The 15,027-nt window shown below is 47.9% G+C and carries 15 protein-coding genes; 13 read left to right on the top strand and 2 right to left on the bottom strand.

What is annotated here, in order from left to right:
* Nucleotides 1-3: 3 nt before the first annotated feature.
* Nucleotides 4-585: a CDP-alcohol phosphatidyltransferase family protein gene (locus tag IQ294_RS13535; protein WP_203334591.1), complete on the bottom strand. Its 582-nt coding sequence runs from the start codon at nt 583-585 to the stop codon at nt 4-6.
* A gap of 330 nt (nt 586-915) precedes the next feature.
* Here IQ294_RS13535 and IQ294_RS13530 point away from each other — a divergent pair, with 330 nt between their 5' ends.
* The 6 genes from IQ294_RS13530 to IQ294_RS13505 are packed head-to-tail and all read left to right on the top strand — an operon-like array spanning nt 916 to nt 7,509.
* Nucleotides 916-2,808 (top strand): FAD-dependent oxidoreductase, encoded by a 1,893-nt coding sequence (locus IQ294_RS13530; RefSeq protein ID WP_238942844.1) that lies wholly within the window; start codon nt 916-918, stop codon nt 2,806-2,808.
* An 11-nt stretch (nt 2,809-2,819) separates the two neighbouring features.
* A complete protein-coding gene (locus IQ294_RS13525; RefSeq protein WP_238942843.1) occupies nt 2,820-3,449 on the top strand; it encodes a TVP38/TMEM64 family protein in 630 nt (209 codons plus the stop codon).
* 46 nt (nt 3,450-3,495) lie between these two features.
* Nucleotides 3,496-4,743, top strand: coding sequence for an ABC transporter substrate-binding protein (locus IQ294_RS13520; protein ID WP_203334589.1), 1,248 nt, complete (start codon nt 3,496-3,498; stop codon nt 4,741-4,743).
* Nucleotides 4,727-5,611 (top strand): ABC transporter permease, encoded by an 885-nt coding sequence (locus IQ294_RS13515; protein WP_203334588.1) that lies wholly within the window; start codon nt 4,727-4,729, stop codon nt 5,609-5,611. Before IQ294_RS13520 ends, IQ294_RS13515 begins: the two co-directional genes overlap by 17 nt.
* A 1-nt stretch (nt 5,612) precedes the next feature.
* The gene (locus tag IQ294_RS13510) at nt 5,613-6,461 is read left to right on the top strand and encodes an ABC transporter permease (protein ID WP_203334587.1); all 849 of its coding nucleotides are present in this window, start codon (nt 5,613-5,615) and stop codon (nt 6,459-6,461) included.
* Nucleotides 6,433-7,509, top strand: a complete 1,077-nt coding sequence (locus IQ294_RS13505; protein ID WP_203334586.1) for an ABC transporter ATP-binding protein — start codon at nt 6,433-6,435, stop codon at nt 7,507-7,509. Before IQ294_RS13510 ends, IQ294_RS13505 begins: the two co-directional genes overlap by 29 nt.
* A gap of 67 nt (nt 7,510-7,576) precedes the next feature.
* Here IQ294_RS13505 and IQ294_RS13500 read toward each other — a convergent pair whose 3' ends face one another.
* Complete coding sequence (locus IQ294_RS13500; RefSeq protein ID WP_203334585.1) at nt 7,577-9,049, bottom strand: aldehyde dehydrogenase family protein; 1,473 nt, start codon at nt 9,047-9,049, stop codon at nt 7,577-7,579.
* 259 nt (nt 9,050-9,308) lie between these two features.
* Here IQ294_RS13500 and yiaA point away from each other — a divergent pair, with 259 nt between their 5' ends.
* The 7 genes from yiaA (at nt 9,309) to IQ294_RS16460 (ending at nt 14,640) form a co-directional block, all read left to right on the top strand.
* Nucleotides 9,309-9,770 (top strand): inner membrane protein YiaA, encoded by a 462-nt coding sequence (gene yiaA, locus IQ294_RS13495; RefSeq protein WP_203334584.1) that lies wholly within the window; start codon nt 9,309-9,311, stop codon nt 9,768-9,770.
* Nucleotides 9,771-9,954: 184 nt separating this feature from the next.
* A complete protein-coding gene (locus IQ294_RS13490) occupies nt 9,955-10,731 on the top strand; it encodes an Ltp family lipoprotein (protein ID WP_203334583.1) in 777 nt (258 codons plus the stop codon).
* Nucleotides 10,732-10,756: 25 nt separating this feature from the next.
* Nucleotides 10,757-11,266 carry a YcxB family protein gene (locus tag IQ294_RS13485; protein WP_203334582.1) on the top strand — a complete coding sequence of 170 codons (510 nt, stop codon included), beginning with the start codon at nt 10,757-10,759 and terminating at the stop codon, nt 11,264-11,266.
* A gap of 35 nt (nt 11,267-11,301) precedes the next feature.
* Entirely contained in the window at nt 11,302-11,895 is a 594-nt protein-coding gene (locus IQ294_RS13480; RefSeq protein ID WP_203334581.1) for a hypothetical protein, read from the top strand.
* Between the two features lie 371 nt (nt 11,896-12,266).
* Nucleotides 12,267-13,079 (top strand): hypothetical protein, encoded by an 813-nt coding sequence (locus IQ294_RS13475; protein WP_203334580.1) that lies wholly within the window; start codon nt 12,267-12,269, stop codon nt 13,077-13,079.
* A gap of 29 nt (nt 13,080-13,108) precedes the next feature.
* The gene (locus IQ294_RS13470; protein WP_203334579.1) at nt 13,109-13,324 is read left to right on the top strand and encodes a hypothetical protein; all 216 of its coding nucleotides are present in this window, start codon (nt 13,109-13,111) and stop codon (nt 13,322-13,324) included.
* A gap of 65 nt (nt 13,325-13,389) precedes the next feature.
* Entirely contained in the window at nt 13,390-14,640 is a 1,251-nt protein-coding gene (locus IQ294_RS16460; protein ID WP_203334578.1) for a S41 family peptidase, read from the top strand.
* The last annotated feature ends 387 nt before the right edge of the window (nt 14,641-15,027 follow it).

Genomic DNA, 15,027 nt, shown 5'->3' with positions numbered 1-15,027 from the left:
CCTTTACTTCAATAATCGTCTCGCTTCAGTCATACGCTGGAAAATCGTGATGATCTGAATCGCTACGAAAAACACCGTGATTGCCGTCAAATACGCTGGCAATAAAATCATCAGCGTGAAAAGAATGAATGTCTCTGTCCGTTCAGCGAGTCCTGCCTGATAATAGAAGGATTTCACGCCTTGTATATCCGATAAAGCGCCGACGGTCAGGAATATGGTCATCGCGATGATGATTGAGACACTGAGCAGGAGCAGCGCCCACATCGAGCCAGGATAGCGGAAGGCAAGTCCCAGGATGACGCCGATTTCCACCGTGCGGTCAAAACTGATGTCGAGCAGCGTGCCCCACGAAGACGGTTTTGTTTTCCGCGCCATGGTGCCGTCGACCACATCGAGAAAGCCCGAAATCCAAAGCGCCGTGAGCGCAAGGATCGGCTGGTCGAGATAAATCAGCACCCCGGCGCTCAGTCCGATGGCGAACGCCGTTTTGGTCACGCCATCAGCCGTAAAGCCCCGTGTCAATAAAAGATCAGCCGACTTTTCGATGACAGGCTGAATATGTTTTCGGGCATGTGTATCAAGCATGGAATCACCTTTTCATATTGAGATGGATTGAAGTGAAGCATCCGGTCTGCACTCCGCTTGGTCGCTGAGGCCTGTTTTTATACTATTAATTGCAAAGAAGATTCCTGTAAGAGCCAGTAATCTGCAGGACATACTCGGGCGACGGAGCGATGGATAGACAGAATCTTTGAATCCGGATGTTCAGATAATAAACAGTATAGACTAACATCCTTTCCAATCCCTCTTATAATGCTTTTGCAAAAATAGCGTGATGCGGATTGTAAAAAGTGAAAACAGGGTAATAAAGAATCATTGCAGTTTTTGGATTCAGACTAACAGGAAAGAAAGGACATGATAGAAATGGTTAGAAAATATGATATCGCAATTATTGGAGCAGGAGCAGCGGGTTTGACCGCCGCATTCACTGCCGCAGGTTTCTCTAAGAAAGTCGTATTGATCGATAAGAATCTTCCCGGGGGAGAATGTACCTGGTCAGGCTGTATTCCAAGTAAATCGCTGATCAATATCGCAGAAGAAGTCCATCATGCAAAAAAATATTCCCCGGATCTGAAAGTCGATACTAAGCAAGTGCTGAAAGACATTCGGGATGTTATCCAAAAAGTATATGAAGGCGAGTCGCCGGAAGTGCTGCAGGAAGCAGGCATTGATTTTATCAATGGCTATGCGAAATTCATCGATGAGCGTGCGGTGGAAGTGGATAATGAACGCATCGAAGCGAAGAAATTCATCCTGTCGACCGGCTCATCACCACTGGTGCCGCCGATTGAAGGGCTAGACAGTGTAGATTATCTGACGAATGATACGATTTTTAACTTGAAGGAATTTCCGAAATCGATGACGATCCTTGGCGGCGGCGCAATCGGCGTCGAGCTCGGCCAGGCGTTGAACCGTCTCGGAGTGGAAGTGACGATTGTCGAGAAGTCCGGCCGTATCCTCGGAAATGACGAAGAAGATCATGCGCACATGATCCAACAGCGGCTTATCGATGAAGGCGTGAAGATCAAAACCTCTTCTGAGGCTGTCAGAGCGGCGAAGAATGGGGAGGAAATCGACCTGATCATCAAAAAAGACGGCAAGGAAGAGACGGTCACGAACGAAGGCTTGATGGTGGCGCTCGGACGTAAAGCCCGAGTGGAAGGCTACGGGCTTGAGAGAGCGGGCGTGACATACGATAAGAAAAGCATCCAGGTGGATGAGCATATGGAGACGACGGCAAAAGGCATTTATGCCATCGGGGATGTCGTCGGACCTTATCAGCTGTCACATATGGCGAATTACCAGGGAATCACGGCTACGCAAAATGCCATTCTGCCGATCAATAAAAAAATCGATTACACCCATGTGACATGGTGCACCTATACAGATCCGGAACTGGGCAGATCCGGTCTGTCGGAAGCGGAAGCGCGCGAGAAATACGGAGACGAGATCCGCGTCTACGAATATGATTATTCGGAGATCGACCGTGCCAATACGAAAAAAGACAGCATCGGCAATGTGAAAGTCATTTTGGATAAAAAAGGATTCATCCTTGGTGCCAGCATTTTAGGCGACCGTGCAGGTGAAATCATCAGCCAGATCCAGACGCTGAAAACCCTCCATATCAATATGGGCAAATTATCGGGCGTCATCCACCCTTATCCGACCTACAGCGAAGTGCTGGTGAAAATCGGCAAGAAAGTCTATGTCGACAACCTATTGAATCAGCCGGTCGTAAAAACATTCAACAAAGCGAGAGCAGGAGAATTGCCTGCTGAAAAAATCGCCCTTTACGGAGGAGCGGCTGCTGCTGGGATCGGCATTGCCAATATGGCGGTGAAGAACAATAAAAAGCCGAAACTTGGCGTGGAAAACGGCCGATTGAAAGAAGTGCCGTCAACACCGAACGCCGTTTCTTCACAGACGGCATCAAAAGGTAAATTCGTACAGGCCTTCCCGTATGTGGGCGACCGCCAGCAATCGGAGAAATGCCTGGTGGGAATGCTGAAAGGCTATCAGGGCGTTGAAATCGTGCAGCATGACGACCGCTACATCCATGCGGTCGCGAAGTCGAACCTGTTCAAGTTCAAAGATGATATCGAGTTTTATTTCAATGATCTGAACCAGCAGATCGAATTCCGTTCGGCATCACGCGTCGGTTATTCGGATAACGGAGTCAACCGCAAGCGCTATGAAGAGATGAAAAACCGTTATATGAGCATCGCCTCCCATAACCGCAGAAGATGACCAGAATTCCTATGAAGCCAGCCGGTAAATGGTTATTGCTGCTGATCGGCATCGGATTGGCCATCTGGCTCGGCAGCCGTTTTTTTGAAACGGACCCTGAAATGATCCGGAACTATATCCTGTCATATGGCATTTGGGCACCGGCCGTCTACATCGGCATCTATACCATAAGGCCGCTGGTCTTTTTCCCGGCGTCGCTGCTGTCGCTGGCGGGCGGACTCATTTTCGGTCCATGGCTCGGTACAATTTATACGATTGCCGGCGCAGTGGCAGGAGCCGTCTTATCCTTTACCGTTGCCGGCAAGCTGGGAAGCCGGTTTTTCACTAAAGAGCAAAACGGGAAAACAGCAAAAATCCAGGAACAGCTGGAGCAGAACGGATTTTGGTATGTGCTGCTGTTCCGGCTCATCCCGGTCATCAATTTCGATCTGATCAGTTATTTGGCCGCATTCGCAAAAGTCCGGCCAGCCGCTTTTGCACTCGCGACGCTGATCGGGGTAATCCCCGGCACATTCGCCTATAATTTTCTCGGCAGCAGTTTTGCAGCGGGAGACCCGGTCGTCTTGCTGGTGGGGCTCGGCGTGTTTATTGTGCTGACCATTGTCCCAATTATTATCCGTAAGCGCTGGGTGAATGTATAATCAGAATAGAATGAAGAAGGAATCTCTTGGTTTAGGACGTGAAAAGATGAAGAATAAATTATTGTTGGCAACTGCTGCGCTGACGCTCTTTCTTTCAGCCTGCTCGGCTCAATCTGAACAGGAGGATGAACAGGGGACAGACGACCTTCTCACCGGCGACTGGCAGGAAATTGCCGAATCGGCCGAAGGGCAGGAAGTGAATATGTACATGTGGGGCGGCAACGATAATATCAACCGCTATCTGGATGATTGGGTGGCTCCGCGTATGGCGGAAGAATATGACGTCAAATTATCGCGTGTGCCGGTGAACGATGCGCAGGATATCATCAATCAATTACTGGATGAAAAGACTGCCGGCAAAACTGATGGCAGCATGGACATTATCTGGATCAACGGTGAAAATTTCAAAGCGGCGAAAGATAACGGCTTGCTATGGGATGATTTTACAGGCCAATTGCCGAACTTCGTTGATTACATAGATCCGGAAGCACCAGAAGTTGCGGAGGATTTCGGTGAGCCCGTCGAAGGTTTGCAGGCACCGTGGGGCAAAGCGCAATTCGTATTCGTCCATGATACCGAAAAAGTGGCGGATCCACCAAAATCGATGGAGGAGCTTTCGGATTGGATAAGGGAAAATCCGGGCCAGTTCACGTATCCGGCATTGCCTGATTTTACCGGCAGCGCTTTTATCCGCCATGTGCTGTATGAAACGACCGGCGGACATGAGCAATATGGCCAGCCTGCTGCAGAAATCGAGGATCTGGAAGAGCACTTCCAGCCTATGTGGGATTATTTGAATGACATCGAACCATATCTATGGCGCGAAGGGTCGACGTATCCTGAAAGCCTTGCGAAACTGGATCAGCTTTATGCCAGCGGCGAAGTCTCCATGACGATGAGCTACGATCCGGCGCTTGCGGCCAGTGAAGTATTGAAGGGGCGTTTCCCTGCCTCAACCCGGACGTTCGTGCTGGATGTGGGGACGTTATCAAACACCCATTTCCTGGCAATCCCGTTCAATTCAACAGATAAAGCAGGGGCGATGGTGGCGATCAATGAATTGATGTCGCCTGAAGCGCAAACCGCTAAATTGTCACCGGAAAACTGGGGTGATTTATCAGCACTGACTTTTGAGAAACTGTCTGCCGACCAGCAACAGGCGATGAATGACGTGGACCTCGGCGAAGCGACACTGCCGCTGGAGGAGCTCGAAAATCACCGTCTGCCTGAATTGTCATCGGATTATATCGAAATAATTGAAAAAGGGTGGATGGAAAATGTGGCAAAAGAGTAAACCTTATCTTTTGCTGCTGCCCGCCACCGGCACCATAGTCCTCCTGTTTTTTGGAGGGCTTTTTGACGGTCTTTTAAAAAGTATGGGCTACTTTCCGGCAATCGGGGAAGTCGGTTTCAGTTTTGACGCCTATACGGATTTATGGAATTCGTCGAGTTTCTGGTCATCGCTTGGCCTGACATTCAGGGTGGCATTCCTGTCATCCATCATTTCCGGCTTACTTGGCGGCGTGCTCGCCATATCATTGTTCATGCTGCATAATTCGGGCAAGAACAAAGGAGCGGGATTATGGCATCGTGTCTTCCAGCTTCCTTTAACCATTCCGCATCTGGTAGGCGCTTATGTCATTGTGTTGCTGTTCATGCAGAGTGGATTGTTTTCGAAATTATTTGCTTCAATGGGCTTGATTGATACGATCAGTGATTTTCCGGTACTGGTCAATGATCCATTTGGCTGGGGCATCATTTTGACTTATGCCTGGAAAGAAGCGCCTTTTGTGTCTTTGATGGTATATCCGGTACTGATGCGGATACACGGTTCCTGGCGCGATGCTTCGCGCGTATTTGGCGCAAACAATCGGCAATTCATCCGTGAAATTGCTTTGCCGGTCATGATGCCGTCTTGGACGATCGCTGTTTTCATCGTCTTCGTCTTCACCTTTTCAGCGTTCGAAGTGCCATTTTTGCTGGGTGTCACGTATCCGAATATGCTGTCTGTCCATTCCTATCAGCTCTATACGAGCGGTACACTCGCCGACAGACCGGAAGCATTGGCTATCAACCTGGTGCTGTCTGGACTGACTGTCATTCTTGGCTTGATCGTCTATTATTTCAGCAAACGCTGGAATGTCCTGAAAGGGTGGCAGTGATATGAAAAAAATCTCTTTTTGGATTCTTCTGCTGCTGTCGCTGCTTTTGATCGGCATTCCGTTTTTTGCGCTGATTTTGACGAGTGTATCAGTCGGTTGGCAATGGCCGAACCTATTGCCTGATTCCCTGAGCTTCCGTTCATGGGATTATGTGTTAAGGGGAAGTTCAGGCACATGGCGGGCAATCGGCATCAGTCTGCTGATCGCATTTATCGTGACGATTGTGAATATCGTTCTGGCAGTGCCGGCAGCCAACGCATTGGTGCGTTACCGCATCAAAGGGAAATGGCTCGCAGAAGCGATTCTGTTTGCGCCGATCATCATTCCGCCTTTCGTTTCGGTCATGGGCATCCACCTGACATTTCTCAGGCTCGGGCTGACAGAAACGGTGTTGGGCGTCGTACTGGCCCATTTGTCGCCGACTCTTCCTTATATGGTCCGCGCATTAATCACCAGTTACAGCACGCTTTCTGTCGACTGGGAAGATCAGGCACGCATGTTGGGTGCGGGGCCGTTCCAGCGCTTTTATGCCGTCGTGCTGCCGCATCTCCTGCCGGGAATTGCGGCAGGGGCATCATTGAGCATCCTCATTTCGCTCAGCCAATACCTGATCACATTCATCATCGGCTCGGGGCAGGTCGTCACACTGCCGGTCCTGCTGTTTCCATTTATCAGCGGCGGTGATCCGGCTGTAGCTTCCGCTTATTCAATCCTGTTTGCCGGAATGGCGATTCTGGCGCTGCTCGGAATGGACTTGTCGCTGAAGAGTTATTATAGAAGAAAAAAATCCGTCAGCGTAAATGGGAGGGGAGCTGGAAACGATGAAGGAACTTCGTTTAGACCAAATTGAAAAGACATACAGTAAGACGGCAGCCAATAAAACGGAATCATTCGGACTCCGGTCCATCGACTTGACGATCCGGGAAGGGGAGTTTTTCTCATTGCTGGGTCCTTCCGGCTGCGGCAAGACGACGCTGTTGAAATTGGCCGCGGGTTTATTGGAGCCGGATTCCGGAAAGGTGTGGTACGGCAATTCGGATCTGACAGCAACGCCGCCTGAAGCGCGCAGATTTTCCATGGTTTTTCAGCAGCCGCTGCTGTTTCCGCATATGACGGTCGCCGACAATACGGCTTTCGGGTTGAAGATGCAAAAAGTCGGTAAAAAAGAGCGTCTCGAAAAAGCCGAAGCGATGTTGGATGGAGTGGGGCTGAAAGGATTTTATCACCGATTCCCCGACGAACTGAGCGGCGGTCAGCAACAGCGTGTCGCACTTGCCAGGGCGCTGGTGGCAAATCCTCGCGTCCTGCTGATGGATGAACCGTTCAGCGCACTCGACCCGGGCCTGCGCGAAGAAATGAGGGAGCTGCTCGGCCGGATCCAGAAAGAACTCGGCGTCACCATTCTGTTTGTAACCCATGACCGGGACGAGGCGTTCGAACTGTCGGACCGGATCGGCATCATGCGCGATGGTCGTTTGCTGCAAGTGGGCGCTGGAACAGAATTATACGAAAAGCCGGTCAGTACCGAAATTGCCGCATTTCTGGGAATAAAAAATATTATCCTGGGCAATATCGGGGAGGGCAGATTTGTTTCTGCGGATGGGGCGATCACGATGGATGTAAAAAATGGGGAACCTGAAGGCGAACGCTTTCTCATCCTGCGGCCGGAAGCACTGCAGGTGGCAGACGGCAATATACAGGTACCGGGCGATGCCATCCGGATCAAAGGCCATGTGCTGAAAGTGAAATTCCTGCAGGGATTCTATACAGCTATCGTTCAGGCAGGCAATCATGAACTCGAATGTCAGTTGTTCCGCGGACAGTCGGAACAACTGGAAGCGGGGCAGCAGGTGGAAGTATTCTTCAGTCAGTGTGACGTGAGGTTTGTGATGGAATAAAAGGTTTCATATTATAATAGAAGGAAGAGGCGCTGATCCGTGGATCAGCGCCTCTTCCTTTACAATTTTATTTCTTCGTATTCTCAACAAAAGATCCGTACTCACGTGGCTTGTGCTGAACAGAAATCCATTTTAGTGTGGTGAATTCCTCGAGCACCCATTCGCCGTTGAAGCGGCCGAGACCGGAATCTTTTTCACCGCCGAACGGCATATGCGCTTCGTCGTTGACCGGCTGGTCGTTGACGTGGATCATGCCCGTGTGGATGCGGTGCGCGATATTCGTCCCATGTTCGATATTGGAGGAATGGACGGCGCCGCTGAGCCCGTATGGATACGCGTTCGCCATTTCCACAACTTCATCGTCATTGCTGAATGGGATCAAAATGGCGACTGGCCCGAAGATTTCATTTTCCGCCATCGTCATGTCATTGGTGACTCCGGTAAGGACGGTCGGCTCCAGGACATTGCCGTCCGCTTTACCACCAAGACGCAATTTTGCACCTTGTTCGACGGTCTCATCGATTTCCTTGAGGATACGATCGACCTGGTCACGGTTGATGAGCGGTCCGACTTGCGTATCTTTTTCAGCCGGGTTACCATATTTCAGCTTTTCGGCACGGGCAATAAATTCATCGGCGAATTGATCATAGATCGATTCGTGGACAAAAATGCGGTTGATCGCCATACAGATCTGGCCCTGATGATAGAATTTACCGAACAGCGCTGAATCGACAGCCTGTTCAAGGTCGGCATCTTCCAGGACGATGAAGTTATTATTGCCGCCGAGCTCAAGTGCGGTCTTTTTCAAAGCGCCGCCCGCAAGTTCGCCGATTCCTTTGCCGACAGGCGTTGAACCGGTAAACGAAATCAGGCGCGGCGTCGGATGTTTGACGATGTCGTCACCGATCTCGGATCCTCGTCCAACAACGACATTCAGTACGCCTTTCGGTAATCCTGCCGCTTCAAAAATGCTTGCGAATAATAATCCGCCAGTTACAGGTGTATCCGTAGCCGGTTTGACGACGACAGCGTTACCTGTCGCAATTGCCGGTGCAATAGAACGGAGCGCCAGATGCAGCGGGAAATTCCACGGGCTGATAATGCCGATGACGCCAAGCGGATTGCGGTAAACGCGGTTTTCTTTGCCGGGATGTTCAGACGGCAGGATTTTTCCTTCCATGCGGTAAGGGAAAGTAGCCGCTTCTTTCATGATATTGACCGAAGCACCGAATTCGACGGTCGCTTTGACCACTGTGCTGCCTGCTTCTTTTACAAGCCAGCCGATGATCAGTTCCTTGTTTTCCTGCATGATTTTCAATGCCTTTTCGATGACTTCGCGTTTCTTCTGCGGCATCTCTGTTGCCCAGGAACTTTGAGCTTCTGCCGCTGCTTTATAAGCTCTGTCCAGATCATTTTTATCAGCGGCCTTGATGGTCACAAGTTCTTCCCCTGTAAACGGGTTCGTGTTTTTCATCTCGCTGTCGCTGGACCCATCGATCCATTCACCATTTATATAAATCTTGGAAAAATCGGTTTTCATGTACTATCTCTCCATTCTGTTCGATTTGTAAATCGTCATTTGTCAGGAAGCATACTTTGCTACTTTACCCGGCAGGACGGTGCGCCTAAACAAATAGAGAAAACAGAAGGGGAATAAAAATTGTTGCGCATGCGTTCCGGCTGCTATTGTATATGGTAGAATAATCTTAATAATGAAATAAAATGTAAAAGCTCATGGAAGATTCAAAGAAGCTGCCGCGCACTGATTTGCGAACATCATAAGACAGGGGTTGGATAATATGTTAGGGGACAGAGATGAAGAAGTATTCACGAAGAAACCGGCGGAAAAGCGCAGGCTCGGTGAACCGACAGGCGCATTCAAAGGTGCGGCGTGGGGCGCATTGCTGATTGGGGTATCGGCATATTTGATCGGGTTGTATAATGCTGCCATGGAATTAAATGAAAAGGGCTATTACATTGTGTTGATCATACTCGGGCTGTATTCGGCGGTTTCGCTCCAAAAAGCAGTGCGTGACCGGGATGAAGGCATCCGTGTCACCAATCTGTATTACGGCATCAGCTGGTTCGCGCTGATTTCCGCAATCGCGCTCATGGGTATCGGCCTGTTCAACGCCGGCAGCATCACGCTGAGTGAAAAAGGGTTTTACGGCATTTCATTCGTATTGAGCCTGTTTGCGGTCGTAACGGTGCAGAAGAACGTGCGGGATACCGAGGAAGCGAAGCAAATGGGAGATTCGTAAGTCTTCCTCAATTTTATGAAGATGTTGTCGCCAAAGCCTTTCCCGTGAGGAAAGGCTTTACTTATTGCTTGATAAGTTTCAGGAAAGGATGAGTAGTTTACCGTGATTATTGTAAAATAATGTATGAATCCGAATACAAGTATACTATTATATAGGAAAGATGAATGAGAAGAGGTGATTTTGCATGGAGAAAGTCACGGCATTTATAAAACGCAGATGGACATATATCTTGGTGGCATTGATCGCTTTAATCATTGGAGCGGGTTTTGGCCCGTCGCAGTCCGAGGTGGATGCCTCGACAGATGAAAACCAGAAGAAAGTTGAAAAGCTCGAGACAGCGAATGCGGATTTGTCTAAAGAAATCGAAGCGCTCGAAGCTGCTGAAGAAGAATCCACTATCAAAATAAAAGAATTGGAGGCGAAAGTAAAAGAGGCAGAACCTTTCTTTTTGCTGGAGGAAAAAGAGAGGGAAGCGAAGGAAGCTGAACTTAAGAAGAAAGAAGATGAAGAAAAAGCCAAGAAAGCTGCAGAAGATGCTGCTGCCAAAGAAAAAGCTGAAGCTGAAGCGAAAGCTAGGGCAGATGCAGAGGCAAAAGAGAAAGAAAAGGCGGATGCCGAAGCGAAAGCAAAAGCGGATGAAGAAGCGAAGGCACAAGCTGCAAAGGATGCCGAATCATTTGAACAGCAACAGGCCATCGCGATGGCAGAGGATTATATCGATTACACGGCATTCTCGAAGAGCGGTCTAGTGGAACAACTCGTTTATGAAGGATTCAGCAATGCCGATGCAACTTATGCAGTCGAACAACTGGGGATCGATTGGACGACTCAAGCGGTTATTATGGCAGAAGATTACCTGGAATATACAGCTTTCTCAAGATCGGGATTGATCGAACAATTAATATATGAAGGATTCAGCAGCGCAGACGCGACTTTTGCCGTCGACGCGGCTGGACTTTAAAAGAGAGATAGGGGTCAATAGAGCGATGGAACTCAACTACAAACTCACTGAAGAAGATTATATCGATTTCAACGTATTTCATGCGAAACATTCACAAGCGGTTCAAAAACAAGTGAAGCTGCAGCGGATATTGGTGCCGCTCATGTACATCGTACTGGCTGTATTGGCTACCAGTTTTCTGGATGTGCCGTTTTTGGTCCTGTTTATCCCGTTGGTTGCTGTAGCCGTTTTGTGGTTCCTGTTTTATCCGGCGTACTTTTATCGCCTGATCAAACGGAATGCGACGAAGATGATGCGGGAAGGCAAAAATGATGCGGTGCTGGGTGAGCATACGATGATTTTCACGGATCAGGGGCTGCGCGAAATCAGCCCGAAAGGTGAAATGAGCGTTTCCTGGAGCGGCATCGAGAATTACGGGGAAGATGATTCCGGTTTTTATTTGTATAACAGCGGCATGTCAGCACTGATCATCCCGAAACGGGAACTCGGAGACAGCGCAGGCGTCGGCAGTTTTCTTGCCGGAAAGATTAAGTAATAAAGACTATTGCTGAAAAATGGGGTGCAGAAGCTGTGGTGAAAGACGCAATCAGAACGCTGTCCATCTTTTTAATAGGTGCAACGATTTTCTTTCTGCTGATGAAATTCAGCTACTTCCTGTCTTTTATTTTAATCAATTCATTCGTGGATACGCTCTATTTTGTAGCGATCATCATCGGGTCGATATGGGCAGCGATTAAATTGGACAGCCTCATCGCAAAATGCCGTTTTGACAGCACAATCCATACTGCTTCGATTCTGCTGCTCATCCTGTTTTTCAGCTACCAGATGTTTCCCTCCCATTTTTACCCGGAGCAATATTTGAAAGAAAACGGACTGGAGAAAGTGGATCAGCTGTTCGAACTGGGCGAAGAAGATCTTAGCCCCAACATCCTCAGGTCGAGGGCTGAAGATATCACTGTAAAAGAGTCGGCTTACGCGATTTCATTGTATGGCACAAATCCCCGCCCGACCGGTTTCGACGAACTGGAAATCCTGGAGTTCGAACGCAAATTCGCGTCATATGAATTGGTGGTCGGCACCGGCGCCAATGGCGAAACCGCCAAATACACCTTTTCACGCGAAGGCCTCGGCTTCAAAATCAGCGGAACCTCGATGCTGGAATAAAGGGCGGATTTCGTTTCCGTTCTGGATTTGAATTCTAAAGTTTATATAGGGACACGCCTGCAGCGATGATGCTGCGGGCGTGTTTTTTGTTATATGTGTCTGGGCTGGGAGCGGGAATCGGCTGAATCCTGGAGAATCGACGATAAACGCTGGAAAATCGACGATAAATCATCAAGAATCGACGATAAAAAATATCACCGCGACCGAAGTGAAAGGAAGCTTCAATTCTTCGCATTTATAGTTATATAGAAGAAGTTTTATCTTCTTAAAAATTTCTGCCGTATACTGTCTGTGAATGATAAGATTAAAGATAGAATAATCTTACAATATTGGATTGTCTTCAACAAAATTTAGGGGAAGGAGTCGTTTCTTTGCTCGCTGAAATGTATAAAAGAAGAGAAAAACACAGCAGGCTGTTCTTGATTTTCACAGTGGCCGTCATGATCGGATTCCTTATCTTGCAAACTCCGGAAACGCTGCGCGAATGGTGGGAGCTGCTGTTCTTCCTGTTTCCGGTCGGACTGATTTTGTCGATTATTTTCATCAGCCGCCAGCAATACAATAAAGTGAAAGACATCCCGATTCTTGAGTCAGAAAAGGAATTGTTTGATGTAACTGAAGTGGTCGTCAAGAAAGACATGGCGCTTCTCCCGAGACTTCTGCTGTTTGAACCAAGCGGGGAGCTGATCGCTGAAGTAAAACCGATCGATGTTGACTGGTGGATGCGTGTCCTCCTTGCGGCAAATTCAGAGCTCATTTCAATTTTTCCGCTGACCTTCGGATTCTTTTCGCAAACCGGCGAAAAACTGATCACCTTCCGGAAAAAAGGCTGGCTGAAACAGGTGGAGCTGAAAATTTTCGAAGGGGACCAGCGAAAAATCGGCACATACATACAGGAAGAACTGAAAGCGTTCATTCATATCAAAGGTGAATTATTCGATGAACTGGGAAATACCCTTCTGGCAATAAAAGTTTCCGGCTTCTCCGGCAATTTCAGCTGGAGCGACGAAGAGGGCAGGCAATGGGCCTCTTTCTCCAAAGGATTCTTCCCCCATGAGTATACGGAGCTTTTCAGTGATTCCCATAATCACATCGTAAAGCTGTCGGATGGGCTTACGGAAGATGACAAAGTTCGTCTTCTGGCGGTCATCGGTTATTTGTTTATGGCACGGATAAAGGATTAGAAGTGAGAAAACAGAAGCAGGTGGGGAATATGACAATAGCCAAAGCTGCAAGGCAGCAAAAAATCGATTATGCCAGGAAAGCGGGTGTGCGGACATTCGCCTTCTTATTACTGGTTTTATTGGCTCATGCAATTTATGAGTTCTATAATAGCTTCACACTCAATGCATCCTTTTATATCCTGATAGGCGGTTTGGTGTTCTTTTTTGTGAATGATTATCTCATAGCGAAATCTGCTAAGAGCTGAACACGAGGGCAAAGAAGTTTTATTATATACAGAAGTGCTGGAATAATAACGAATGGAGTGTTTATGTGTTCAATAAAACAGAAATCTTCAATGACATCATTCAAATCATGAAAACGGATTATGCGGGTGCAGCAGAAAAGCAAGAAGTGAACAGGCCACAGGATTACCGGATTACAGTCGATATGGAGGAGCGGGATTTTATTGAGACGGTGCAGTCCTATCTGCTGGATTTCAAGGATGGCCATTTATCGTTCAATGCCAAAGATGCGGTCATTCCGAACCTTGGATTCAAAGCGCGGCGGCATCAGAACGAATTATATGTGACGGAAGCGATCGAAGAAAAGCGTCTGCAAAAAGGTGATCAAATTGTTGAGATAGATGGATTGACGATTGAGGAGTTTGGAAATCGCCATTCGAAAGTTCTGGAAGACACAGTTCTTGAGCGGCAATTTTGGAATGTGGCTTTGCGCAAAGCGGAGAATATTCTGGTGGCTCGTGATGGTGGGGCGTTCGGGCTGTCACTGGCTAATTATGAACGAAGTCCTTACATACCAAGTTATGAATTGAAAAAACTCAACCCTGATACGGTCTATATGAAACTGACGGATTTTGCACAGGAGAAACCGATCCTTGATTTACTGGAAAAGCATAAAGAGGATTTGAACCATTCCGCCAACCTGATTATTGACGTCCGCGTAAATTATGGCGGCAATGACATGTTTTATTTCCCCATCTTCGACTATGTATTCGACCGGCCGACCTCATTCAAGAGCCTGTTCCAGGCGGATGAAATCATGTATACGAATTATTCGGAGCGGAACTGCAATCTTTGGACGAACGAATTGAAGGGATATCTGGAGCAGGAGCTGGACGCGGAGACTGAGAAGTGGGCTAAGGAAGAAATTGCATTATTTGAAAAGAATAAAGGCAAAGGTTTCCAGACCGTGCAGGAAGATTTGGATTATACGATTCAAGGGCAGGCCGCTCCGCAAAACGTCTATGTCTTAACGGATGTGACGTGTGGGAGTTCAGGCGATACATTCGCGAGCAACGTGAAAAAGTCGGCGAAAGTCCAAGTGGTCGGCCGGCCAACCATGGGAATCGTGGATTTCTGCAACGTGGTCACGATGGATTATGGCGACTATGAATTCGGCTACAGCGTTTCGAAAATGCATGAAAAGTACTATACGAATGAAACGGGCGTGACGCCGCATGTCCATATCCCGTGGACGCCGGGGCATTTGGTGGAGGATGAGGATTTGGAGTGGGTGATGGGGGAGATTGAAGTAAAAGCATCGGTAGTGAAAAGGTCTTGATTAGTTTTTACAGAAGCAGAAAGTGATAAATTGACGATTCGGCAATCGGATTTTTCTTTATAACGGGATGGGGGATCAACGTGATCGTTTTTGAAGTAATAGCAGTTCTGTTAACGTTATTATTGATTTCACTTGGAGTGTATTTTTTGAAAGTGAAAAAATCGAAGAACAGGACCAGCTTTATTGTTGGTTATTTGTATGTGCTCTTCGGTTCCATTGGATTGGTGGTTATGAGATTTCTAATGATTTAGGCTATTATAGATAAATCGCTGATAAACCCGGAAAATCGCTGATAAACCCGGAAAAATCGCTGATAAACCATCAAAAATCGCTGATAAAATGATAATCGACGATAAATCTTCAAATGCATAAAAAAGAAGGCAAGCG

Origin of the sequence: Planococcus beigongshangi (assembly GCF_016820495.1) — a bacterium.
Taxonomy (GTDB): Bacteria; Bacillota; Bacilli; order Bacillales_A; family Planococcaceae; genus Planococcus; species Planococcus beigongshangi.
Note: the sequence above shows the minus strand (reverse complement) of the source record. Positions and strands in the feature narration are given on the sequence as shown.